The sequence below is a fragment of the Myxococcales bacterium genome, assembly GCA_016706225.1.
Taxonomy (GTDB): Bacteria; Myxococcota_A; Polyangia; order Polyangiales; family Polyangiaceae; genus JADJKB01.
The window spans coordinates 42,789-67,081 of record JADJKB010000003.1; the positions used below are offsets into that span (position 1 = coordinate 42,789).

The 24,293-nt window shown below is 66.5% G+C and carries 19 protein-coding genes and 1 pseudogene; 9 read left to right on the forward strand and 11 right to left on the reverse strand.

Going from position 1 to position 24,293, the window contains the following annotated elements:
* Window positions 1–23 precede the first annotated feature (23 nt).
* Complete coding sequence (locus IPI67_02155; protein ID MBK7578985.1) at window positions 24–920, reverse strand: hypothetical protein; 897 nt, start codon at window positions 918–920, stop codon at window positions 24–26.
* A gap of 117 nt (window positions 921–1,037) precedes the next feature.
* Between IPI67_02155 and IPI67_02160 the strand changes: the two genes are divergently transcribed.
* The gene (locus tag IPI67_02160; GenBank protein MBK7578986.1) at window positions 1,038–2,792 is read left to right on the forward strand and encodes a thiamine pyrophosphate-binding protein; all 1,755 of its coding nucleotides are present in this window, start codon (window positions 1,038–1,040) and stop codon (window positions 2,790–2,792) included.
* A pseudogene (locus tag IPI67_02165) lies at window positions 2,789–3,770 on the forward strand (SDR family oxidoreductase). Before IPI67_02160 ends, IPI67_02165 begins: the two are co-directional and overlap by 4 nt.
* Window positions 3,771–3,774: 4 nt before the next feature.
* On the opposite strand, the gene IPI67_02170 reads toward IPI67_02165, so the two are convergent.
* Complete coding sequence (locus IPI67_02170; protein MBK7578987.1) at window positions 3,775–4,632, reverse strand: polysaccharide deacetylase family protein; 858 nt, start codon at window positions 4,630–4,632, stop codon at window positions 3,775–3,777.
* A 505-nt stretch (window positions 4,633–5,137) separates the two neighbouring features.
* Here IPI67_02170 and IPI67_02175 point away from each other — a divergent pair.
* The gene (locus tag IPI67_02175) at window positions 5,138–5,785 is read left to right on the forward strand and encodes a sigma-70 family RNA polymerase sigma factor (protein ID MBK7578988.1); all 648 of its coding nucleotides are present in this window, start codon (window positions 5,138–5,140) and stop codon (window positions 5,783–5,785) included.
* Window positions 5,782–6,966 (forward strand): hypothetical protein, encoded by a 1,185-nt coding sequence (locus tag IPI67_02180; protein ID MBK7578989.1) that lies wholly within the window; start codon window positions 5,782–5,784, stop codon window positions 6,964–6,966. The genes IPI67_02175 and IPI67_02180 overlap by 4 nt, the downstream gene beginning before the upstream one ends.
* A gap of 43 nt (window positions 6,967–7,009) precedes the next feature.
* On the opposite strand, the gene IPI67_02185 is transcribed toward IPI67_02180, so the two are convergent.
* Window positions 7,010–8,515 carry a rhomboid family intramembrane serine protease gene (locus IPI67_02185; protein MBK7578990.1) on the reverse strand — a complete coding sequence of 502 codons (1,506 nt, stop codon included), beginning with the start codon at window positions 8,513–8,515 and terminating at the stop codon, window positions 7,010–7,012.
* Window positions 8,516–8,710: 195 nt separating this feature from the next.
* Between IPI67_02185 and IPI67_02190 the strand changes: the two genes are divergently transcribed.
* On the forward strand, window positions 8,711–9,658 hold the full coding sequence (locus tag IPI67_02190; GenBank protein MBK7578991.1) for a hypothetical protein: 948 nt from the start codon (window positions 8,711–8,713) through the stop codon (window positions 9,656–9,658).
* 69 nt (window positions 9,659–9,727) lie between these two features.
* Window positions 9,728–10,309 (forward strand): DUF4126 domain-containing protein, encoded by a 582-nt coding sequence (locus IPI67_02195; protein ID MBK7578992.1) that lies wholly within the window; start codon window positions 9,728–9,730, stop codon window positions 10,307–10,309.
* A 12-nt stretch (window positions 10,310–10,321) separates the two neighbouring features.
* Here the strand turns inward: IPI67_02195 and IPI67_02200 are convergent, their stop codons facing one another.
* Window positions 10,322–11,002, reverse strand: a complete 681-nt coding sequence (locus IPI67_02200) for a hypothetical protein (GenBank protein ID MBK7578993.1) — start codon at window positions 11,000–11,002, stop codon at window positions 10,322–10,324.
* A 130-nt stretch (window positions 11,003–11,132) separates the two neighbouring features.
* Between IPI67_02200 and IPI67_02205 the strand changes: the two genes are divergently transcribed.
* A complete protein-coding gene (locus IPI67_02205) occupies window positions 11,133–11,393 on the forward strand; it encodes a hypothetical protein (protein MBK7578994.1) in 261 nt (86 codons plus the stop codon).
* A 71-nt stretch (window positions 11,394–11,464) separates the two neighbouring features.
* On the opposite strand, the gene IPI67_02210 is transcribed toward IPI67_02205, so the two are convergent.
* On the reverse strand, window positions 11,465–13,186 hold the full coding sequence (locus IPI67_02210; protein MBK7578995.1) for a hypothetical protein: 1,722 nt from the start codon (window positions 13,184–13,186) through the stop codon (window positions 11,465–11,467).
* A gap of 100 nt (window positions 13,187–13,286) precedes the next feature.
* Here IPI67_02210 and IPI67_02215 point away from each other — a divergent pair, with 100 nt between their 5' ends.
* A complete protein-coding gene (locus tag IPI67_02215) occupies window positions 13,287–14,720 on the forward strand; it encodes a serine/threonine protein kinase (protein ID MBK7578996.1) in 1,434 nt (477 codons plus the stop codon).
* Window positions 14,721–14,771: 51 nt separating this feature from the next.
* Complete coding sequence (locus IPI67_02220) at window positions 14,772–15,812, forward strand: hypothetical protein (protein ID MBK7578997.1); 1,041 nt, start codon at window positions 14,772–14,774, stop codon at window positions 15,810–15,812.
* Window positions 15,813–15,858: 46 nt separating this feature from the next.
* Here the strand turns inward: IPI67_02220 and IPI67_02225 are convergent, their stop codons facing one another.
* The 6 genes from IPI67_02225 to IPI67_02250 all read right to left on the reverse strand — a co-directional run bounded on the left by IPI67_02225 (window position 15,859) and on the right by IPI67_02250 (window position 24,280).
* Entirely contained in the window at window positions 15,859–17,271 is a 1,413-nt protein-coding gene (locus IPI67_02225; GenBank protein MBK7578998.1) for a sigma-54-dependent Fis family transcriptional regulator, read from the reverse strand.
* 166 nt (window positions 17,272–17,437) lie between these two features.
* Entirely contained in the window at window positions 17,438–18,481 is a 1,044-nt protein-coding gene (locus IPI67_02230; GenBank protein MBK7578999.1) for a hypothetical protein, read from the reverse strand.
* Window positions 18,481–19,740 (reverse strand): protein nirF, encoded by a 1,260-nt coding sequence (locus IPI67_02235; GenBank protein MBK7579000.1) that lies wholly within the window; start codon window positions 19,738–19,740, stop codon window positions 18,481–18,483. The genes IPI67_02230 and IPI67_02235 overlap by 1 nt, the downstream gene beginning before the upstream one ends.
* Window positions 19,737–20,924, reverse strand: coding sequence for a radical SAM protein (locus tag IPI67_02240; protein ID MBK7579001.1), 1,188 nt, complete (start codon window positions 20,922–20,924; stop codon window positions 19,737–19,739). The genes IPI67_02235 and IPI67_02240 overlap by 4 nt, the downstream gene beginning before the upstream one ends.
* A gap of 195 nt (window positions 20,925–21,119) precedes the next feature.
* Window positions 21,120–23,075 carry a c-type cytochrome gene (locus IPI67_02245; GenBank protein MBK7579002.1) on the reverse strand — a complete coding sequence of 652 codons (1,956 nt, stop codon included), beginning with the start codon at window positions 23,073–23,075 and terminating at the stop codon, window positions 21,120–21,122.
* Window positions 23,076–23,347: 272 nt separating this feature from the next.
* Entirely contained in the window at window positions 23,348–24,280 is a 933-nt protein-coding gene (locus tag IPI67_02250) for a hypothetical protein (GenBank protein ID MBK7579003.1), read from the reverse strand.
* Window positions 24,281–24,293: the final 13 nt, after the last annotated feature.

Here is a 24,293-nt window from a genome sequence, read left to right on the forward strand (position 1 = left end):
GGCGGAAAAACGCATGCGTGGCGTCACTGCGCGTGTTCGGCCCAGAACGGGAAGGCCTCGTCCAGATAGATTTCTCTCGCGCCATGGCCGGTCCGGTGCTCCGCGACCCGAACCGGCCACTTGGCGTTGACCAGGAGCTGTCCCAGCTGGCGCGCAGATTTGCCCACCGTGTCGTAGAGACCGTAGCCGATGTACACGGGCCGTGGCGAGAGCTCGCGCAGGTTGGGTTCGAGCACGGCGGTGCCTCCGGACATGGCGCCAAAACCATCCACGTCGATGTCGCCGCGCTGAGCAAGGGTCGCAACGAAGTAGGCACCCGAGGACGAACCCGCCAGGTACACGCGCCGAAACTCGATCCCGGTCGCCTGCTCCAGCAGCTTTCGCGCCGCTTGAATTCGCAGCACGAGCTCGGACGAAAGGCGTTGGTACGATCCGGGAGCCGTTGGCCAGCCCCACCAACGTTCGAGGCCTTTGGGCGTGAGACCCTGGTTACCGCGGGGCATCAGCGCGGCGGCGCCGGCGCGCCTCGAGGCGCGAGCGACGACCGCTTGGTAGTTGGTCTTCTGGACACTCGTTCGCTCCGGCGGCACCACTCCGTGCAAGTAGATGAGGAGGGTGTCGGTCGGCTGCTCCGGCAAGTAGAAACACGTGCTCGGATCGAGCCCACGGACCGCGTCGGTGCACCAATCCGTCGCGACGGCCTGCGGATCGTGCGGAGGCCAGGTCGCGGGAGGCGGCACGGCAAGTTTTGCGGGAGCGGCCGCGGTGCCGGCCTGCGGCGCCGGCCGACTGGCCACGGGCGACGCCGCGGGTTCGGCGGCTCGGGGCGCGTTCGGCGGTGGGGCCTCGGCACAGGCGCAAACAGCAAGGGCAATTGCCAAGCTCCCCGCCCGACCAGAGTCTCCGAGCCTCGCCGCCATCAGCCCTACTCTAACCAGCCAGGCGCCACCGGACCAATCGATGACACGCCAGGCGTCATCCCCACCCGCGGTCAGCTCTGTTAGGACCTCACTGGAGCTCGAGCAAAAGGAGATCTCATGCAGACCGTGATCGGCGGCGAGGTAGTCGCGAAAATGCTGGCAAATGAGGGAGTCCGCAAGGTCTTTGGCATCGTCGATGGAACCTATCTCGGCTTCTACGCCAGCTTCGAGAAGTACGGCATCGAGCTGATATCTCCCCGCCACGAGACCTGTGCGGCCCACATGGCGGGCGCCTACGCGCGCCTCACCGGTGAGCTTGGCGTTTGCATGGCAAGCAATGGTCCCGGCGTCGCCAACATCTTGCCCGGCGTGGCGGTGGAAAACGGTGAGGGCAACCGCGTGCTCCTGATCACGAGCTGTCGCCGGCAGGGCATTGCGTACCCGGACCGCGGGGGCACGTTCCAGTACTTCGACCAGGTCGCGGTCACTCGACCGATGACCAAGTGGAGTGGCGCCGCCGCGAGCTTCGAGCGCGTGCCGGAGCTGATGCGACGTGCATTCCGGATTTCACACCGCGGGCGCCCAGGGGTCGTGCACGTCGACATCCCCGAGAACGTGATGAACGGCAGCTTCACGACGAGCGAGACCTTCGACGCCGCGCCGTCGAGTTACCGTCGGGTCAGCGCGCTCGAGCCCTCCGCGGCGGACGTGACTGCCATCGCCGACGCAATGCTGAAGGCGGAGCGCCCGCTGATTCATGCGGGTAGTGGCGTCGTGCACGCCCGCGCCTTCGCAGAGCTCACCCAGGTCGCCGAGCAGCTCGGCTGTCCGGTCAGCACCAGCTGGGGAGCCCGCGGCGTGATCTCGGAGCAACATGCCCTGGCGTTGCCCACCAACGCTCTGGCGGCAATTCAGGCTGCGCGGCAGAGCGCCGACTGGGTCTTGGTGCTCGGCTCTCGCCTGGGCGAGACGGATTTCTGGGGCAAAGCCCCGTACTGGGGGCCGCGCGACGCCCAGCGTTTCATCCAGGTCGACCACGACGAGGAGATCCTCGGGCTGAATCGGCCCGCAGAGCGCTGTGTGCTTTCGGACTGCGGAACGCTACTGCGGGCGCTGGCCAGAGAGCTCGAGAGGCGTCCGCTGGCTGCGGAGCAGAAGCAGCTGCGTGCGCGCCGTACCGCCGAGCTCGGCGCGCTGAGGGTGCAAGAACGCGAGCAGCTCGCGGCCGCGCTCGAGAACCGCGCCTCACCCATGCCTCCGGCGCACGTGCCGCACACGCTGAGGAAGCTGCTGGAGGACGACGCCATCCTGATCGCGGACGGCGGCAACACCGCAGTGTGGGCCCAGTTCTTCCACGAGGTCCGGGTGCCCAACACTTTCCTCGGTACGTTCAAGCTCGGCATGTTGGGCGCCGGCATTGCACAGGCGCTGGGCGCTCAGGTCGCCCTGCCAAAGCGGCGGGTGGTGTGTGTGATTGGCGACGGTGCGATGGGTTTCCACGCGCAAGAGCTCGAGACCGCGGTGCGCCACCGACTGCCGGTCACGTTCGTGGTGCTGTGTGATCGCCAGTGGGGCATGGTGAAGCTGACGCAGCAGGTGGGACTTGGCGCAATGCGCGAAGCCCTTGGCAGCAAGCACGAAGGCACGATCAACACCGACTTCGAGGAGATCCGCTTCGACGATCTCGCCCGGGCGATGGGCGCGCACGGGGAGCGCGTCTCCGCTCCGGACGAGCTGGAAACCGTGCTGAAGCGGGCACTGGACCACGCCGGCCCCGCGCTCGTGCACGTCGACGTGGATCCGATGCTGCATCTCTGGGCACCGGGCCTGCAGTTGTTCAAGGACATGCACCAGGAGCCCGCCGGAGAATGAGCGAGGCGACGCGCCCGCCCTCCGTGTTGGTCACGGGCGCCGCCGGTTACGTCGGAGGCCTGGTCACCGCGGCGCTCGCCTCACGGCGAGCCGAGCTCACCCAGCTCGTTGCCCTCGACGTCCGCAAACCCGAGCGCGCGGCGGCGGAGTCGGGGGTGCACTGGGTGAGCGGAAGTGTGTGATCCGGATATCGCGCGGGTGATCGACGAACACCAAATCGACGTGGTCGTCCACCTCGCGTCGATCCTGAAGCCACCGGTGGCTGACGGCGAGCGCCTGGCCTACCGCGTGGACGTTGAAGGCACGCGCAACGTGCTCGCCGCGTGTGTGACACACGGGGTACGCAAGCTGGTGATCACGACCAGCGGCGCGTCCTACGGGTACCACTCCGACAACCCTACCTGGCTGACGGAGGACGATCCCTTGCGCGGCAACGAGGAGATCCCCTATTCCCGCAACAAACGCCTGATCGAGCACGACCTCGCCGACTATCGCAGTCGGCATCCGGAGCTCGAGCAGCTGGTGTTTCGACCCGGGACGGTGATCGGTCCCGGGGTATCGACACCCGTGACCGAGCTCTTCGAGGCCAAGGTGCTGCTCGGAGTGCTCGGCTCCGACTCACCGTTCGTGTTCATCTGGGACGTCGACGTCGTCGAGTGCATCGTGCGCGGAGTGTTCGGCCCACAGACGGGCATCTACAACCTGGCGGGGGACGGCGCGCTCAGCGCGCGGGAAATCGCAGCCAGGCTCGGCAAACGCTACCTGCCGCTGCCCGCGTCGGTCATCGCGCTGGCCCTCGCCATGCTGAAGCGCGGGGGTAAGTCAGCGTACGGACCCGAGCAGGTGAAGTTCTTGCGATATCGCCCGGTGCTCTCCAATCGCGCTCTCAAGGAACGCTTCGGCTACACGCCTCAGCGCACGTCCCGTGAGGCGTTCGAGGCCTACGCGGACGCGCTGCGAGCGCGACACCGAGACTGAGACATCACTTCGCCGCCACTGCGCCCGTGCCGAGACCCGAAAGTGTCCGGGCCAGCAGCGCGGTCCCGCAGCCGTACTTTTGCTTCAGGGCGCTCGCCATGGGCACGACGTGAACGTTCGGGTTCTTCGCTATGCTGCCGAGCGCCGCCGAGAGGGCATCGGTTCGAATGTAGTCGTGGATCAGGATCACCCCGCCCCGTCGCGAGTGGTAGGCGAGGTTCTCCGTCAGATACGAGAACTCGGTCTTGCGCTGGGGGTTGGTGTCGCCGGACTCACCGTGCCACATGATGTTGAGGAACCCCAGGCGGGCGAGGGCGGAGTCGTAGAGTTTCTGCTGATCGCGCGTGGAGAGCCCGACGTACGGAGTGCCGGCAGGGGGCCGCGAATACACGATTGCGTACGGCCTGCGCCCATCCGTGTAGCCCCGCTCGGCGAGCACCTCCGCATGCCGAGCCGCGAAGCTCTGCCATTCACTGCGGAGTGAAGCCGCGGGCAGATAGGTTCCCGTTTTCCTGTCAAACACCCGGGTGAAGAGCGCATCAAAGTCGTCGGGAGAGCTCGCGAGTAATGCCAACTCGATCAAGACTCGGGTCGTCTCGTGCTCGCCCCGGATGTACTCGATGCTCTTTTCTCCGTGGTTGCGCACCGCCATGCCGACGTCGTGGTTGTAAGTGTGTGATCCCAGGCTGTGACCTTCGGCGACCATGCGCTGAACCAGAGTGTAGGTGTCCCGGCGGATGTTGTGCCCGACCAGAAAGAACGTCGCGACCAGCTGGTGTTTGGCCAGGAGGTCCAGCACCTTCGGGGTCTTTCCAGGATGCGGACCGTCATCGAACGTGAGCACCACCTCTCCCTTCGTCATTACGTCCGAGGGGTAGAGGCCAGCCGGGTGCTTCTCCTTCACCGGCAACACGCACGCTTCCGATGGCTCAGCAGGCGTGTTCGGCGGCGAGGCCTGGCGCTCGGAGCTAGTTAGCTCGAGGGCAGGCCCCGCGTTCTTGCTCAGTGCGCCCGCAGGCGTCGAGGGCACGCGACCCTTCGGGGCCAGGACACTCGGAGCATCCGCGCCGACGACGCGCAGCGACGGCGCGTTCGCGGTGCAAGCCACGCCGAGTACCAAGACGATTAGTAGCGAGCAGCGGCGAAGAATTTCCATCTCGACGCAGATACGGAGATCCGTGACGCAAGCCCGAGCCGGCGTCCGGCGCTCGCACAGACCTCGAGCGCGGTCCGCATGCGCCGCCCGCGGCCGACGACGGCGATGAGGGGGCAGCCACGTTTCCCGGCATTCCTGCCGACTGTCACGGATCGCCGTAAGGGCTGTTAGCGCCTATATTGCCCGCGCTTCTGGACCCGAGAGCTGAGTGATGACGGACAACGCCGAGCCGAGCGACGCTGAGCTGCTCGCGAGCATCGCGTCCCGGTCATCTCACCTCGAGTCGAACCAAGCGCAGGCCATGTTCTATTCGCGTCACGTCCGCTATCTGTATGGCGTGCTCGTGCGTCGCCAGTCCAAGCTCCTGTCCCTGGCCGGAGTCAGCGCGGAGGACTTGGTGCAAGAGACCTTCCACCGTGCGTTCGAGCGCGCTCACACCTTCAAGCCCGACGACACACTCGATGCGGAGCTTGGCCGACGGCGCACCCGCGCGTGGCTCGGTCGCGTTGCGCAGAACTTGCTCGCCGATCAGCTCGTGCGCTTTCGTGAGGTCAGCGCGAGCCCCTACCTCGATCGAGTCTCCTCGGAGGGCCTCGACGAGAGCCCAACGCCCTCCCGGGAGGTCGACCTCGTCAGTGAAGGCCTCGATGCGTTGACGGAGCGCGAGCAAGACGTGCTGCGCGTGACGGCACTCTACCAGCGCGCGGGCGACCACCAACGGCTTCCTAACGCGATCTCGGCCGAGCTCGCAGCGCGCTGGGGCACCAGCAACGAGAACATCCGCGCGATCCGTTTTCGGGCGATGAAAAAACTGACGGACTTCGTCACCTCGCGCATCGGGCAGGAGAAGACGCCATGACAGAAAAGAACGGCGCCGACCCGGGTGAAGACGAGCTCAGCGCAGTCGAGCTGGCGGACGCCTTCGCCCAGAGGGGTGAGCTGATCCCCACTACCCTCGCCGAGGTGCTGCGAGCAGAAGAGGACGGAGTCGAGCACGAGGGAGAGTTGCCACCCGGCCTTGCGGAGCTTCGCCTGCCCCCAGAGAGCGCAACCAAGGCCAAGCTCGACCTGGAAGACGAAAGCCCCGAGCAGCCAAGCTCGCTCGCGGATCACCGCCGGAGAAAGAGCGCGTTTGCGAGCCATTTCCTGGCTGCAGCGATCGGGGCGGCGGCGGCGACGGCGCTCTGGGTGAGCCGCGAGCAGCGGCCCGAGCCCGGAGCCACCGTTCCCACGAGTGAGCCTCAGGCGCCCGTTGCGGACGCGGCGCGCACGGAACCGCGTCTCATGCTACCCAACGTCACGACCTGCAGCGCGACTTGCTGCGCCGGCTCGAGCTGTGCGGCGGCGAAGGACGAGCTTCGCCAGTGCAGCTCCGGGCGCAAATGCGTCGCGTGTTCGTTCGATGAGCTCGCCGCGAGTCGGTACCGCCTGCGGCTCGGCGCTTTTGCTCCCACGGAGGCCGGCGCAAAGGCGGTGAGCTCCGCGGGCGCGGCCGGACTCGAGCTCTGTATCCGAGTGGGCAGCTCGGCGCCGAGCTGCGTGCCGGCCCACGCCAACGCAAACGCCACCGAGCAATGGTCACTCTTGCCTATGGTTGCGAGTGCGCAAGATCTTCTGGCGGGCTTCGTGCTCGAGGTTCGTCCCCGGGTACCGGGCGCCGGTCCGATTGGGGAGTGGCGAAGCCCGGTGCAATTGAACGCGACCGTGATGTGCCGAGGGCTCTCGCTCAAACCCAAGACCGCGAAGGATGAGTCGCTCGGAGTCGTATCGGTGTTCCTCGATGATGCACACTACGTGGAGCTTCTGCGCGCCGGTAGCGTGGAGCCGCTACTGGCGGCGCGCCGACGCTTCGAGCTGGGCGACGTGCCGGCGAAGCTGTTCGAGACAACGGCCGCGGATGACCAGAAATTCTCGCTGGTGCTCGGCCCCACCGACAAACCCAGCGCGGAACGCCTGCGCTGGTCCGTGCTCGAGAAGGGCCACGAGGCACGCTTGGTGATCGGCGAAGACCACCTCGGAAGTCCCAAACCTCTCGACTGACGGTCCACACTCCGCCGGGGCGTGGACCGTGAAGCGCTGCGCATCAGGGCCGGGCGCCCGAATCGACGCCCGCGTCCGGCGGCGGTGCCAGACCGAGCAGCGTCGCACGCCCCAGATCGTCGAGGGCGCCGCTCAGATCACCAGCGTCCGCTCGTGCGTCACGCCGTGCTTCGATGGCCCGCGCGAGCAGCTCCCGAACCTCCACCGAGTCCTCCAGCTTGGCTGCCTTCTCGAGGGCTGCGACGGCTCCGTCGGCGTCGTCGATCTCGAGCAGCGAATCCCCGAGGTCCACGTAGGTTCGAGAGTCGTTCGGCTCGAGGCCGATGGCCTTCCGGTATTGCACGATGGCCTCCCGGTGTTTTCCCGCGCGCGCCAGCTCTCCTGCGTCGCGAACCAGGAGCGAGACCAATGCACGCTGTAGATCTTCGGAGGGCTGCGCGGCGAGCGTGCGTTCGAGCTCGGCAATGCCACCCGCGCGGTCCCCTGCCTCTCCCAGCGCCAGGGCGAGGTTCCGACGGGCGGGCACACTCCCCTCGTCCAGAAGGAGCGCCCGGCGATAGGCAGCGATGGCGCCCTGCAGGTCTCCCTTGTTTGCCAGCGACACGCCGTGGTTGATGTGCGCGCCGACCAATGCGCGCAGGTGGTCCGGGCTCGGTTCGAGCTCCCGCGCTCGCTCCAGATGAACGATGGCCGCCTCGAAGTCGTCCTTTTGCTCCAGGGCGAGACCGAGGTCGTAGTGCGCGGTCGGATCTCTCGGTTCGAGCACGAGCGCGCGTCGGTACGCGGCGATCGCCCCGTCCAGATCCCCGCCCCGCGCCAGATCGACGCCTTGGTTGACCTTGGCCGGCGCCGTGTCGGAGTGCTCCCGCAGAAGGACCGAACCGCCGAAGGCAACCATGACGACGATGACGACCAAGGCGGAGGCCGCGACCGGGCGCTCACTGCCGCGCGCTCGCTTCCTTGCCAGCCAACCGAGCGCGCCACCCGCCAGGAGCCCCCCGACGTGCGCGGCGTTGTCTGCCTGAATCAGCGCACCAAACGCCAGCGTGGCGACGGCCCAAGACACGAGCATACGACGCTCGTCCGAGCGCTTCGGTCCGTCGAGGTGCGCGCGCACCGCCCCCGCCGCGATGGCGCCACAGATCGCGCCCGACGCACCGGCGGAGACAACGGGCTCGCGCAGGTGCCAGAGCACCGACGCAACGGAGCCCATGACCCCCGACGCGAGATAGATGGCAACGAAGCGAGTGGGACCATAGTCGCGCTCGAGAGTCGGCCCGATGGAGAGCAAGGCTGCGGAGTTCATCAGCAGGTGCAAGAGCCCGATGTGCAGAAACATCGAGGCCACCAGACGATGCAGCTGTCCCTCTCGCACCAGCGGCGCGTAGCTCGCGCCGAACTTCATCAACGTCTCGGTGGACGCCGTGGTGATCTCGCTGCGACCGCCGGTTAGCACCATCGCGACGTGGGCAACCAGGTAGACACCGAGCAAGAGGGCCGTGGGGCTCGAAGCCCAGGCGGCGGCGGAGAAGCCCCGTTTCGGAGTCACGCCGACGATTTCTCACAAACAGCGGGCAACGAGGAGCCCGAAGTGTAGCAGTCGCGGCACACTGGAGAACCTCCGTTCACAGCCTGGGTTGGCATAAACACCGAGAAACTTGGCATCTGCGCCGGCGAAGGAAGCCAACGATCCCGGCCGCCGTAGCACCTCGATGAACCCCTCTTTGCTTGAATCGGAGACACCATGTTTCGTCGCTTCACCCTCGCCGCGCTGTTTGCCACCGCGATCTTGCCCGCCTGCACGCTGCCCCAAGGGCCCCAGGATCCGGAGAACACCGCTCCCCCCGTCAGCGCCCTCGACGACCCGACGCACCCCGGCATCGAAGCCTGCGCGAGCGGGGACGTCGAAGCCGAGCTGCAGATCGCCCGTGACTTCAAGGATAGCTGTCACGAGATGGTGGTATGCGGCGGGCTCTCTGCTGCCTTCACCATCACCCTCGTCGAAGTGCTGATCAACGCGGCATCGGGGAGCTCGACCGATCCCAGCGGCTTCGTATACGTGGGCGAGGGGCGCTACGCAGCCGGCACTCAGATGGAGATCACACTCAAGCTCGCCAAGGACACCAGCTTCGGCAAAATCGGCGACGTCATCGACTTCAACCTGTTCGACGTGTCGAGCTACTTCACCAGTGCAAAGCTCGTGGCCTCTGCCTCGGTCAGCACGAACGGCACGGCCAAGACCAGCTTGTCAGCCGAGTTCGAGGGCAAGGGAAAGGGCTTCGAGCTCCTCGGTCTCGAACCAGGGCCGGACGGCACCATCCAGACCGATCTCGCAACCATCTCGGCGAACCTCGGCGCCAGCATCCTGCTCGAGACCAAGATCTTGATGAACGACGTGCGGGATAGCAGCACCATCAGCTACCAGCTCGACAGCCCTGCAACACTGCTCTCGAACTACCTCGAATCGGGACCGATGGACATGCAGCTCGTGAAGATCACCGGGACAGCGTCAAGCAAGAGCCAGACCATCCTGATGAAAGACTGGGCCATGGCCTTCAAAGCCTCGAGCTCGTCGGGCACGCTCGACGGCAGCATCGACTTCGAGGTGCGCGGCGGGGCCTTCGACTACGTCGCCAAGTTCACCTACCCGCATCGAAAAGAGCCGGATGTGAGCCTGGGTTGTGCAGAGTGAGCGGGTCAGCTGCGAGCGTCGCGGTCAGAGCCCCTTGAAATTCTGGCACACCAGCCCAAGCTTGCCCGCGTGGCGCTGGGAGAGATCTGGAGCACGGTCGCGGCGGTGGCGCTCGGGATCGGGCTCGCGGCTACCGCAGGCCTACGCGCCTGGCTGCCACTCTTTTCAGTCGGCGTGCTCGCGCGACTCGGGGTGGTGGAGGTCGGCGAGAGTTTCCAGTTCGTCGGCTCGACCCCAGCGCTGATCCTCTTCGGAGTCGCCACGGTGGTGGAGATCGTCGCGGACAAAGTGCCAGCACTGGACCATGCGCTCGACGTCGTCTCGACGGTCGTGCGACCTCTGGCTGGGGCGCTGCTCTCGGCTGCGGCGATCTACCAGGTGAAAGACCCGCTGATTGCCGTGGTGATCGGCTTGTGTGTCGGCGCGCCGGTTGCGCTGGCGCCGCACGCCGCCAAATCCGCGTTCCGAGCTGCCTCAACGGCGACCACTGCCGGCATCGCCAACCCGTTCGTCAGCCTGATTGAAGACGGCCTGGCGATCGGCTTGTTGATTGCCGTCGTGCTCTTGCCGCTGCTCTCGCTCGTGCTCGTAGCCTGCTGTGTGTGGTGGCTCGCGCGTCGCCGACGGCGCCCCACTCCCGCCGTCAGCTGAGCCAACCGCGTATCACTGGAAGTCTTGCACCGCCCACACCGAGCCGCCGGGCGTCTGGTAAAAACCGCAGGCGACCTTGCTGTACTTCGTGCTCGACATGTTGATGTAGTGCCCGTGGGCCTGAAAATCTGCGCCCGGGCCCTCGGCCCACATCTGCGCCAGGCAGGTGGTCACCGTGGAATCCAAGCCTGGATATCCCGGGCATTCGTTCTGCGCAGACTCTCCGCACGACGGGAAGGCGCCGTGAGCCTTGCCGGACTCACTGTCGCTCTTGGCTTCACCGTCGGCGCATGCCTCGGCGCTCGTCCAACGCTGATAGGGGCTCAACCCCAGCGTGGCACGATAGGTGTTGATCTGGTCGAAGCACTTCTGCCGGTAGGATTCGTACGGATCACCGCTCGCGCCGCCCGACGCGGTCGTGCCGCCCGACGCGGCGCCGCCCGACGCAGTCGTACCGCCCGACGCGGCGCCACCCGACGCAGTCGTGCCACCCGACGCGGCACCGGCAGCGCCGCCCACCGGACCACCGCCCGACGCTGAGGCTCCGGTGCCGGACGCTCCGCCCGCGCCGCTGCCGCCGCTCGCCGCGCCACCGCCTCCGCTGACCCCCGCGTCACCGAACGACACATCGTCGTACCCGAGCACGTTGCTGCAACCGGCCAAAAGGACCACTGCGAGCCAGCCGAGGCGCATGAAGCAAAGCTTGAGCCGTTGCCGCGCGGCGCACAAGGCGGCGTGGCTGGCCGGCCACCGGGCAACCGGATATCCCTTCAATTCCGCCGCCTCGACCGCGAACTGAGCGGCGGGTTTGGGCGAGGAGGCGGTGCTCAATCGTTTCTCTGAGGCCATCGAACGGGCCGGCGTCGACGTCGTGCCCCGGGTCGTCGTTGGTGGCGGAAACGCTGGCACCGGCGGCGGTTTGCTCGAGACGATGCTCGCGGTCTTGATGTCCGCGAAGCTCGTCGAGAGCCCGCTCTCCGGGAGCGCAGAGAATCCCCGCAGCCCAGAGCTCGAGCTGCTGCGCACGGAGATGTTGAGAGACACTCAGCGGACGCCACGCTCGAACGGACGCCCTTCAGCCTGAGCCCGGATCGAGTGAGTGAACGGTGGAGCGGTCGTGAGCGCTCCACCGTTCGGCGTGGCAGCGCCCCGAGGTCAGAGTGGCTTGCCGACGCCCTTGATGCCGGCGCGCTTCAGCGTCGAGACACGAGCGGGCTCCCACAACAGAAACGCACGCTCGCGTGGCTCGGCGTCCAGTGGCAAGAGACGCCGTGCGGAGCCGGCGGCTTCGAGCGCCTGATTCAGCACCCGCGAAAGCTCCGACGGGTCGTCGCTGCCGGTCAGATCGATCTCGAGCACGTCCTTTCCGTTGGCGAGGGTCACCCGGGTCTCCGACGCTTCGAGCCGCAGCTGTCGCACGCGAACCGGTTCGTCGCGTAGCAGCCGCTCCAGATCCAGCACCAGGCCGGCCGCACCTCGTTGCCGCAGGCGTTCACACGCAAAAAAACCGATGCGCTGCCCCTTGTCGGGGGCGTCGGCGTAGACCCGGGCGAGCAGCGAGCCGAGCCGCGGAGCTTCGCCCCTGAGCAGCTGCGCTCGCAGCTTGGTCTGCCAGGCCTTTGGCACGATGCCGTGCCGAAGCAGGGCGTTTGCCAGGCGTTCATCTGCTTCGCTGAGCTCGAGCACGTGATGCTCCGCAAGTGCGCCGACCACGCGCTCTTCTCTGGCAGCGAGCGCTAGCGGCTCGTCGCCCGCGGGCTCCGCAACGTAACGTCTGGCTACGAGGGACGTCGCTCGACGCGCCAGCGTCAGCGGCACCCAGGTGAAGCTGCGACCCATGCGCGGCGTGCGTTCGTCCCCGAACAGCAGCTGAGAACGCTCCTCTTCGAGCTCGACGACCGGTCTGAGAACGGCATGCCCTCCGGCAACCTGCGCCAGGTCGAGCTCCTCTGCCGTGTCGCGCGCAAGCGCAACGGCGAGCGGCTGCGAGCGCAAGGCACGCGCGACGAAGAGGGTCTGTGTCTCGCGCGACAAGGCGGCATACCCGACGCCGTCCGTCATTACACAATCGAGCCGCGCCTTCAGCAGACTCGACGGCCGCCCGGCACGCCCTCGCACCAACCAGACACCGAGCTCATGCCCAACCAGCAGGCCTTCCGCCGTGCCGACCAGAGAATGCACCGGCGGGACCTTCGACCGGCGCAGAACCTCACCCGATGCGCCGTCGAGGCACAGCAACTCCTGACCCTTTTCGTGGGGTGACACCAGCCAAAGGTCGCCGGCGTACCCGGCGATTCTGGCAGTGGCCTTGGTGCGCACCGGCGCATGCCACATGAGCTCGCCGGCGCGCGTCCAGGCACGAGTGTCGGTGCTGCTGGCGTAGACGCGCTGCGCGTCGACGGCGAAGTAGAACTGCTCACTCTTCCGCGGCGCAAACGCGCCAATGCTCTGCCCGGATGCGAGCTCGATGACCGGGCAGGGTTGATTCGGCTGCGCGGCATCGAGGACGGCATAGTCGGTGTCAATCTGCGCTCGCAGCACGCCGTGCGCTCGGAACTCATCGGCGCCTCGCAGGTCGAACCCCTCACCCGATCGCCCGCGAGTCCAAACCAGTTGATCGCCGTCGGCGCCAGGAACGAGTCCCACCAACGTCGAGCCGGCCTCAATCACCCGCACCAAACCCGGGATCCGCAGCGTCTCGGCGACCTTGCCGTCGGGGGTGACCCGCACGGCGACGTCGGCATCTTCGGTCAGCGGCTGCCAATCCGGGCGGACCGAGCTCCGCCGCGAACGGGCGATCCGAAGCCAAACCCCGCCGTCCCTCGTCACCCCGAGGGGCAGACTCGGGACCCGGAGCTCGACCAGGGCGCAGGGCATCGAGCCGAGAGGCTCACACCCGCCCGCGCGAGCGTCAATCCGTGTCGGGTGCTTTGCGGAGGTCACGCTGAGGGCACGGCGACGTATACTCGGTGGCTCCGTGGTCCCAAGCCCCAAGAACGACGCGGCCGCGAATCGAGTGGGCAGTGTGCTCAAAGACAAGTGGCAACTCGACGCCCTGCTCGGGATCGGCGGCATGGCGTGGGTGTACGCCGCGACTCATCGCAACAAGAACCGTGTTGCGATCAAGCTGCTGTTCCCGGAGTTCTCCGGAAATTCGGAGGTCCGTCGCCGCTTCTTGCGCGAGGGATACGCGGCCAACAGCATCGGACATCCGGGCGCCGTCACCGTCTTCGACGACGACGTAACCGACGACGGGCTTGCGTTCCTGGTGATGGAGCTGCTCGAGGGAAAGACGCTGGCCGATCTTCGCAGGGAGCGCAAAGGCCGGCTCGATCCCAAGACGGTGCTCGGGAACATGGTGGGAGTTCTGGACGTGCTGGCGACCGCGCACGAAAAGGGCGTGATCCATCGCGACATCAAGCCGGGCAACATCTTCGTTACCAATGACCGCGGCGTGAAGGTCGTGGACTTTGGCATCGCCCGAGTTCGCGAGGGGCGGCTCGATGCGGAGCTGACACGTTCGGGCGACCTGCTTGGCTCGGCTGCGTTCATGGCACCGGAGCAAGCCCGAGGTCGTTGGGACGAGGTCGACGCGAGGACGGATCTCTTCGCCGTCGGCGCGACCATGTACCAGCTGCTCGTGGGCCGTCCGGTCCACCCAGGCGACACGCCACAAGACCGCTTGATTTCCGCGGCCACGGAGCCGGCGCGCTCGATCGGAAGTGTGCTGCCGAGCCTACCGCGATCGGTCGTCGAGGTTGTCGACCGCGCGCTCGAGTTCGACAAGACTCGGCGCTGGCAGCACGCGCGGGAAATGCAAGCGGCCGTCGAGCAGGCACTCAAGCGCATCGATGTCCTGGGCAGCACGCTCGTGATGCAAGACGGGCCCGCCCCGCTGCTCTCGTCCCCCGAGGCCGCCGAACCGCCCGCTGCGCCAGCGGTCGCTTCCGCGCCGGTGCCACGGGCGGTAGCTGCGGCGTCGCCCGCGCCGCCGCCGACCGCCGCGCCAATGGCGCGGTCCGCCGCGTCGAATCTCGGCGCAACGAGAGTCTACGGTTCACCGGAGGACGCGGCGGCAGTCGCCCGAGCCCAGGCGGAACTCGGACGCAGACTGCAGGCCCAACCGCCACCCGAGGCCCAGGGACGACACGCCCCCGTTCCACCAAGCGCGGAAGCGCCTGAGCCTGTGCTGACAGCTTTCCCAGCCCGAGCCCCGCCTCCGGCGAGTCCGGGGCCGGCCCCTGGGGCGGCGCCTCCGGTCTCGGTGGGCAGCCAACCGAGACGACCTCGGCGCGGTCTCCTGGTTGCGGTCGTGGTCGTCGTGTTTGGGGGCGGAGTCCTGCTTTTGTTGGCGGCGGTCGGCCTTTGGTACGCGGAACAGCGGGGATTCAAGCTCCCTGGAGCGTCCTGACCGTTTGCCGCTCAAGTTCTGGACCGACGAGCCGTTTCCAGTCTTTGGACCATGCAACCAACTGGACCGTCCCGCGCCCCGCTGCCCCTCTCGCTTCCCCCGAAGCGCAGCATCTTCACTCTTCGGCCCCTGTCTCACACCGAGGGCCCGCCACCTGACACAGAGACGGCAGGCAGCCCAGCCCGAGCGGGACGGCGCGCGTGGCTGGCCGTCGGCGCGGCGCTGCTCCTGGTCGCGGCGGGGGCATGGGGCGTTCAGGCGAAGAACAAACCGCCACCGCGCGGTGAGCTCGCGCCGCTGGTCGTCATCAACGGTGCTCCCCAGACCAAACACACCAAAGCCGGACACGCCGAGCGCTGGGCCTCACAGAAGCTGACGCTGCACATCGACAGCTCGGTCGGCGCCGTGGGTCCGGGTGCAACCGAGGCGGTGCAGAACGCGTTCGGCACTTGGCTCGGGAGCCGCGCCAGTCTTCCCAGTGTGACCTTCGACACCACGAGCGGCACCAGCGCCAAGCTCGAGCCGGACGGCAAGAGCACGGTGTCGTTCGCTCCGATCGATATCCCGGGGCACAAGAACGATCTCGCCATCACCATCGGGTTCGTCGACGAGGCCACGGGGCGCATCGTCGAAGCCGACATCATCATCAACGCAAAGAAGCCCTTCGGCTTGCTCGATTCACCTCCACTCGGTGTGCCCGACACAGCCGAGGACGACGACGACAGCGGGCACGAGTCCCCGGGCTGCAACGCCCGCTACGACCTGCAGAACGTCGTGACCCACGAGGCAGGCCATTTCTTCGGCCTGGACGAGGATGCAGCGGACCCCTCGACGACCATGTTCTTCAAGACCGGAAAGTGCGAGCTGAAGAAGCGGAAGCTGGGCGAACCGGATCAGAGCGTGATGGCCCAGCTCTACACGGGCGAAGGGCCGGAGGCCTCGGCGGACACCGACACCGGTGGTGGATGCGGTGGGGCCAGCATCGTCGGCCGGCGGACCTCACCTCCCCGCTGGACCACTCTCGCGATGCTGTTCGCGTTGGTGGTCGCGCGCCGCCCGAGGCGGGGCGCGACCGCGCGGCGCTTGCTCTAAGAGGGACAACCGAGCTCGAGAGGTTTCCCGCTCGGGCGTTTCGGGCTCACGGAATGCCGAGCTTGCGCAGCCGGTCGTAGAGTTTGTGGCGCGAGATCCCGAGGGACATCGCGGCCCGGACCTTGTTGCCACCGAAGTGGTGCAAGGTCGTCTTGATCAGCTGGGTCTCCGCTTCTGCCAGGCTCGGCAGGTCACTCGCAGTTGGCTCCCGCGTAGGAACCTCGGTCGCTCCCTGGCTCAGGTGGCCTGGCAGATCCCGCACTTCGATCAGCCCGCCCTCGCCGTGGGTGACCGCGTGCTCGACGACGTTGCGCAGCTCCCGCACGTTTCCCGGCCAGTGCGCCGACACCAGCACGTCGAGCGCGCGCTGGGACACGCCCCAGATGCACCCGCAGCGCCGATGGCAAAACGTCGCCAGGAAATGGTCGACCAGCGCGGAAATGTCCCCCGTCTGCTCGCGCAGCGGGCGCATGACGACGGTTGCCACCCTGAGCTTCTCGAGCAGATCGCTGCGCAGCTCACCGCTGGCCACCGCGGCATCGAGATCACGACTGGTCGACGCCACGACTCGGACGTCCACGGGCACGTCGCGGGTCGCCGCCACGGGACGCACACTGCGCTCCGAGAGCACACGCACCAGCTGGCCCTGCACCTCGGGCGACAGCTTGGTGACTTCCCTCAAGAAGAGCGTGCCACGGGCCGCGGACCGGAAAGCACCGGTGTAGCGCTCGGGGGAGCCGTCGCTGGCTTGACCGAACAACTCGCTGCTGGCGAGGTGGGTGGGCAGCGCCGCACAGTTCACCGAGACGAACAGCGCGCGCTCTTCACCCGCCAGTTGATGAATGAAGCGTGCCAGCGTCTCTTTGCCTGTACCGTCTTCGCCGACGATCAACACGTCGCGCCGACTCTTGGCGGCCAGTGCTGCCGCTTCGCGCGCCCGTTCGAGTGTGGGGCTGCTCCCCACCAAGATGGGTTGGCCCGGCAGTGTGTCGTTGGTGCGGCGGCGCAACGGGATCAACGCGGGTGAGCAGCGACTGCGCTCGTTCGCGTTCCAATCCTGATACGCCCGTGCGTAGACCCTCGCCCGCAGGGCTTCGAGGTCGCCGAGCGCGCGCAGCTGGCTTGGCCCAAGCTCGCTACCAAATGTCTTCTGCGCCGCAGTGGCGCTGCACGCGGAGAGCGCCAGCAAGTACGACAGAGGCACACCCCGACGAGCGAGGCACGCCGCAGTCGCCTGCAGTGCGGCGTCCACCCGGTCCGGAGATTTGGCAACCTCGGGGTCACCCAGGTGTGAAAGCTCGGCGTCGAAGGCGCCATCGAAGTCCTTGGGCTCGATCTCGAGCGTGCCACCGAACTCACTGACACACACGGCACGCCAGGTGTCCAAGAACTCGCGCCTCCGCACGACGAGCGGGGAGAGCGCGGAGAGGTTTCCGGGATCCAGACTCAGAGTGGCCATACAGTGAGCAGCGTGACCCCCGGCCGGGGCCGGTCAGTGACGGATGTCATGATCGGGAACATGTCCGCTATCCGGGCATTTTCCCGGGTGGACCCGCGCCGACGAAGCCGTTCCAGGGGGTTTTGCGCCTCCCTTGGTCTCGGGGCGGGAGGTTTGGGGGCCCCGATCAGCTGGGTTTGACGGACGCCTGGTGCTCCGACCACCAGGCGTCGAGCTCCGGCAGGAAGTATCGCAGCCGGCACTTCTTGAACTCTCGCGAGCTGAACAAGATCAGGTAGTCGTCGACCCCGAGTTCTCGAGAGATGCGCTGTGCGGTTTCGCGACAGGCGTCTTCGTCCGGGCCGTGCAGCATGCTGTAGAGCGTGTAGGAAAAACCAGGGATCGCGTTGCGCGCGTAACAATGGCTGACCTCTGGGGCGGCGGCCAGCATCGGTCCCAGGCGAGGCAACTCCGACTCGGGGACCTGCCAGACCACCATGCCGTTGCCGCGCACGCCGAGCCTGCGGTGTCGGAACGTGGCGACGTAGCGGCGCATCGCATTCCCGAGGTGGGTCTGCGCGAAGCCGAGCAAGCTCTGTTCATCGACGCCAAACTGCCCGGCGAGTCGCGAGAACGGTTCGGCGGCCAGGGGTAGCGGAGTCTGGATGGCGCGAAACATCCGCTGCTCGTGCTCGCCGGCTGAGAATGGAATGGCGGCCTGGAGTGCGACCACGGGCGTCGTGCTCTCTTTGGACAGAAGGTCGAAATTGACGCCCACCTTGAAGGTGTGGGTCCTGCGCAAGGGATGAAACTTCTCGACCCGTGCCTCTTCAGCCAAGAGCGCCAGCGTTCGTTCGAGCCCCATCTCGGTGGGCACGGCGATGGTGAACCACACGTTGTAGCTGTGGTTGCGCAGGTAGTTGTGAGTGACGGTGGGGTGAGCGTTGATGACCGCCGCCACCTCTTCGAGGCGCTCGGCCGGAACCTCACCCGCCACCAGCGCACTGTCGTAGCCCAGGGCACTGCCCTCCAAAATGGCGGATATTTCCCTGAGTTTGGTCTCTGAGCTCCAGAGCGTGAGTTGCTCGAGCACATCGTCCTCCGACACACCCAGCGAGCGGCCGACCTGGGCGAACGGGCGAGAAACGAAAGGCACGTTGGTTTGAATGGCGTGCGCGAGCTCGTTCTGTTTTCCCGAGTTGAGCTTGCTCTCCGAGAGTGTCATTTCCATCACAGACCGATCCTGAAGGCGCGCCAGGCGCCGAAGACGCCGGACGGAGAGTTGACGGTTTCTTCGTCGATGACCGAGTAGGTCGTGGCATCCACGAGTGCGAGCTTGTTGTCCTTGTTGGCGCTGACGATCACCTGACCACCCCGGGGTGTGAAGTCCAGGTGGTAAATACGGGCGCCGACCTTGATGCTCTTTTTCACCTTCAGGGTCTGGGTGTCGATGACCTCGAGATAGGCGTCGTTCTCGACTCCGGAGAAGCTCACCCAGATTTCATTTCCGGTGGGAGAGGCCACGGAATACACCGGGTGTCCTCGTACGGGCACACTCGTCTTGAACGCCCACGTGTTGCGGTCCAGGACCACCATGCGCGGTTCCCCGACCAGCGGAACGAACACGTTGTCGCCGGCGACCGCCCACGAGGCCATGTGCGGGAGCTTCACGGGGGTCCCCTTGTCGAACTTCTGCTTGGGATCCCGCAGGCTCACCTCTTTGACACCGGCGTTCGGGTCTCGCAGGTCGAGCACGGAGACGTGCTCACTCCCCATGTGACCCACGACGTACCAGCGACCGTCGGGCGTGATCATCGCGTCGTAGGGCTCGTCGGTGCTGGTCTTGACCTTGCGCTCAATCTTCGGCTCCGCGCCGGAGGCGTCGATGACCCAGATTTCCGCGCCCTCGATCAACACACACACAAACCGGTTGCCGGGCGCGTCCACCACACCGGTGGCGCGAGACATCAGCTTTTGTCCGCCTTTTTCCATCTCCGCTGGCAGGCGTTTCACCACCTTCAGGGTCTGTGAATCGAGAATGGTGATGCCACCGGGCTGATACTCGGCGGTCGCGACGTAGCGGCCGTCCTGGCTGATGGCGATGTCGATGCTGTTCTTCGACACCTCCACCTCCCCCGCGAGCTCGACCTTCGTGAGATCGATACGGGAGAGTTTGCCGCTGCGGGTCGCGACGTACCCCCAGCGTAGATCCGGCGAGAACGTCATGGTCGCGTGACGCATGTTGCCGAGGCCCTTGATTCGCGACGCGGTGTAGCTGCGTTCGCTCAGATCGTAGACACCCAGGCTCTCGGTCTCGCGCTCGACGACGAACACGCGCGAGCCGATGCCTCCGGACGGCAGCGCCGCTGTCGGGAGTGAGGCCGCCGACGCTGCGGGATCAGCCGACGGTGCAGCCGACGGTGCGGGCGCAGCGCCGGGCGACTGACAAGCCGCCACGAGCAGACAGGTGCAGAGCAACAACCTTTTCATGCGGGATGTGACTCCTGGGAAACGAAGCCGATCTCGGCGTCGGTCATCACACAAGCCGGATCGGACGCCCACATGTCGCGGGAGTGGGCCAGCGCGCGTTCGCGGTGCGAGCCCCGGCAATGCTCGACGTAGTTGCAGCTGCCGCAGCGCCCGGTGAGGTGTCGCGTCCGCTCCCGGAGCTGAGCCCTGAGCGGGTGCGCCAGGATCTGCGCCAACGAGTCCTCACGCACGTTGCCGAACGTAGCGGCTTGCCAGAACTGGTCGGGATGGACCCGCCCGAGGTGATCGACGTTGATGATCTTTTCGCCAGCCGAGTTGCCGCGCCGAAGCAAGAGCAGCCGTTCGACGCGGGTGGCGGCGTCGCCCCCCAGCTCTTGTCGGATGAAGGCAAGCAGCGCAGGCCCATCCGAGTCGTTCCCACCGGTGACGATGTCGGGCCCGACGCCGGACTCGAGCTGAAGCTTCGCGCGGGAAAATAGTCGATCCAGCGCCGACCGAGACTCCGCCGGAGAGAGATCGTCGTCCCCCATCCGAAATGCCCGCCCCGAGTACAGCAGGTGTGACACGTAGAACCGCTCGACTCCGAGCGTGGCCGCGTGATCGATCAGCGGCTCGAGCTCACTCGCGTTGAGCTTCGAGAGTGTGATCCGAAGCCCCGTCTTGATGCCCGCCCGCCGGGACGCCACGAGCCCGTCGCTTGCCCGCCGGAAACCGCCGGTCAAGCCGCGATAGCGATCATTGAAGTCCCGCATCCCGTCGATGCTGATCCCGACGTACTTGACGCCGACGTCCTTCAGTCGCCGGGCGACCTCGTCGTCAATGAACACTCCGTTGCTCGAGAGCTGGGGGATGAGCCCGAGGGAGGTCGCTCGCTCGATCAGCTCGAACAGGTCCTTGCGTAGCATCGGCTCGCCGCCGCTGAAGATCACCACCTTGGTTCCCGCGTCCGCGAGCGCGTCGAGCAACGCGAGGCCCTGCTCGGTGGTCAGATCGTCGGGGGACGGTTGTTTGGAGGCGGAGGCATAACAGTGCGGGCACGACAGGTTGCAGTGGCCAACGACGTTCCAGACCACCACCGGAACGCCACGCTCGGGTTCGGCGTAGCGGTCGGGCGACCGTTGCTCGAGCTGTGCCGGCGCCGAAGGGTCGCTCGCGGCCCGTAAGAGATCGCTCACCATCAACATTGGCGCGTTACCTTCAAGAGCTGTGCCGTGAGGCTACTCCATCGCGAGCGTTGAAGAGTCCGGGGCGCAATCAGCGCTCCGCCGGGGCTCAGCGCTGCGAAAACAGTTCATCTTGATGACCTGCCCCCAACACGAAGCCGCGACCTTCGCCCGAGAGGGCGAGCGGCCGCGGCTCCGGCTCCGCGAGGACGAGCGTCAGTAGACGTCGTGCGCGGTGTTGTACAGGTTGAACTTACCGGTGGGGGTCACCAGCCAGTCCTCTTCGATGCGCTTGATCTCTTTGAGATCTTTGTCGTTGTAGATGATGAGCGCGCCCTTCTTGTCCCAACCCGACAGCCACACCTCGGTGCCGTCCTTGTTGTACTCGAAGTGCACGGACCGGCCCCGTTCCATCGGGGTCCAGCACTTCTCGATCTTGCCCTCTTTCTTGCTGTAGACGCAGATCTGGCGGGTCTCTTCTTCTTTGTTCGCCAGCGGCGAGTCCATCCAGACCCAGGGGCTCTTGGGATGAGTCTTGACGAAGAGGCTGCCGGGGCCGCCAACCTTGACCTCACGCACCACCTTCCAGGCATGCTCCGGGTGTTTCACTGGATCCGCGCCGTAGATGGTCAGCTTGGGCTCGCCAATGTGGGTGGTGGCGTTGACCCAGCCGAACTTTGGATCCTCCCAGTTCGCGCCGCGCCCCGGGTGCGGCTTGTTGCCGGTCTCGAACTTGGTGACGAACTTCTTCTCCTTGGTGTCCACCACCACCATCTCGTTCTTCATGTTGGCGGCCATCATGATGAAGCGCTTGGTGTGGTCGAACCCGCCGTCGTGGAGGAAGCGCTGCGTAGCCAGCTTCTCGACCATCGGAAAGTCGGGCTTGCTGTAGTCGATCAGCGCGATGAAGCCGGACTCCTTGAGGTTGGCGATCCAGAGCGGCTCGTGGTGGCTGGCGACGATCGCGGCCACCCGATTCTCCTTGAGCGGCGTCTTGTCGACGGCGTCCATGAGCACGCTCTGAACCGCCTTCGGCTCGAGCGTGAGCCCGTCGTACACGACGTACTGGGGCGGCCAGTAACAGCCCTCGATGACGAGTTTGTCTTCCCAGCCCTTGGCCTTGCTGCCATCGACGCTGCGGGCTTCCATGCAGCCTTGGACCTGGGCAACCAGCGTTGGAGTCTCGGTCCAGAGGTCGATCAAGCTGACCCTTCCGTCGCGGCCCACGGCGTAGAAGTAACGACCAGAGACCGATGCACGGAGAATGTGCACCGCGTATCCCGTCGGGATGATCACCAGCTTCTCCTTGGTGTCGCCATCGATGATGGCGACCTGGCCAGCGTCACGGAGCACGACCCCGAAGAAGTTCTCCCACTTGCGCTTGGTCTCGGGTTTCTTCGGGCGCTGGTCCACAGGCACGAGCACCTTGTGGGTGCCCTTGATCTTTTCGAGCGGCATCGCCGGGGGCTCGGGCGGCGGCATCTGGACGTAGTTGGCCATCAAGGTCATCTCTTCGTCGTTCAGGACGCCGATCTTGCCCCAGGGCGGCATGCCGCCAGGCAGGCCGTTCATGAGTGTGTTCTTGATGGTCGCGGTGCCGAGCTTCCGGGTGCGCTCGGGCTGGATGTTCGGCCCCGTGGCGCCCGCGCGCAGCGTGCCGTGGCAGCCCGCGCAGCGCTGGAAGAAGATGCCCTTGGCTCGCTCGAAGTCCGCGCCGGTGAGCTCGACCGGAGGCTCCTGTTTCACCTGCAGACCCCCCGCGGCGCTGATCGTGTCGATATAGGCGAGCACGTCGTTCATCTGCTTGTCGGTCAGGTTGAGCGGCGGCATCTGGGTCTTGTACTTTGCGAGCAGCTCCTTCCCGACCGCATCGTCCTTGGCCATGCCGACCGGGTCCTTGATCCACTTGACCAGCCAGTCCTTCTGGCGGCGCTTGCTCACGTCCTTCAGATCGGGGCCGGCGCGATCCCCGGCGCCGATGCTGTGGCAGGCTTGGCACTGTGTGTCGTAGATCGTCTTGCCGGCCTGAGCCTCGGCGCCAAGGGCGGGCCCTTCTGCGCCGGCGCTGGCGCTCGGCGCGGGCGTGCCGCCTTCGGTCTTCTTGTCACAGGCCACGAGGTTGGCGGCGAGAGCCGCTGCTGCCACGAAGCTGATGGTTGCTCGAACTCGCATCTGAAAGCCTCCTCGGCGTTCCCGCCGCTCAGCGCTGCCGAACGATGAGTAAAGCAATTCACAAGCCGAGGCCGATGATGGGCGTCAGCTCAAAAGACATTTCTGTCGATTGATGGCGCGCGGCGCGCTCTGCGGCCAACTGAGCCCCGACGCTCAGCCGTAATTCGCGAACTCTTTGCGCGACAAGATGGAGACGGCGCGCGCTTTGCGCGATTCCAGCCCAGAGTGAGGGTCCGCCCCCCCGGGCCTCGGGAGATCGCGGCGCCGCTGGGTCACGGCTTGGCGAGGCACGCTTGAAGCTCGGCGCTCTGAGTCCAGCCGCACTTGCCATCGGCCTGGGGCTCACAGCTGCCAAGCTTCTGGTAGCACGCGTACTCCGGCTTCCAGTCGCAGGTCGTCACCAGGTCCAGGTCGGAGCAGAGCTGGCCGGAGCAGCCGCTCGGCTTGCACGGGTTCGCTGCGCTGGGACTGATACGCGTGAAGAACTGCGCAGCGCGGAGTCCGTCCATCGAACCCGCGGGACCCGTCACTTTCTCGATGCTGGCGGCCACGATTAGCCCGTGCGCCGACATCTCCTCCCACGCTGCGTCGAGCTGCGCTTGCGTCGCTCCGCTCGGTGAGAGATCCACACCTGCGTACGTCGCCGTCGGCTTCAGCTTGCGGTTCAGGCGCGTCGCCTCGACCACTGGGCAAGGAAACGTGATGCAGACGATCCCAGAGCCTTCGGCTCGGTAGAAGATGCCGGAGGCTGCATTGTCCGTCGCTGCACGCCAGCCCTCGCTGACCTCGAACACGCTGTAGCTCATGGTCTTCTGGTTGACCGTGCCGAGCTTGCCGCGCAAGACGACCTGACCGGAGCGCGCAGCGCTGTCGGCTGCGTTCTCGTCAGCTTCGCTGAGCCCCACCTCGCTCCAGTCCAGCTCGCTGACGTAACATTCGCTCGCCCACTTCCCGTCCGCACACTTCGTCTTCGGTTGATTCACGCGCTTGACGAACACGCCGCCGCACATCGGCCACATGCACTTTCGGTAGTCGGGGCGGGCGGAGTAGTAGGTCCAGTTGTCCGCACTGAGCCCGTCGGCCTTGCCCGAATCTGCCGGCGCTTCCTCGTTGGGCACACCGGGCTCCGGCGCGCTGCTCGCAGCGCAACCGAACATCGAGAACAGGGTCGTGAGAGAAACGGCGCAGACGAGTCGGGTCTTCATGGCAATGCCTCTT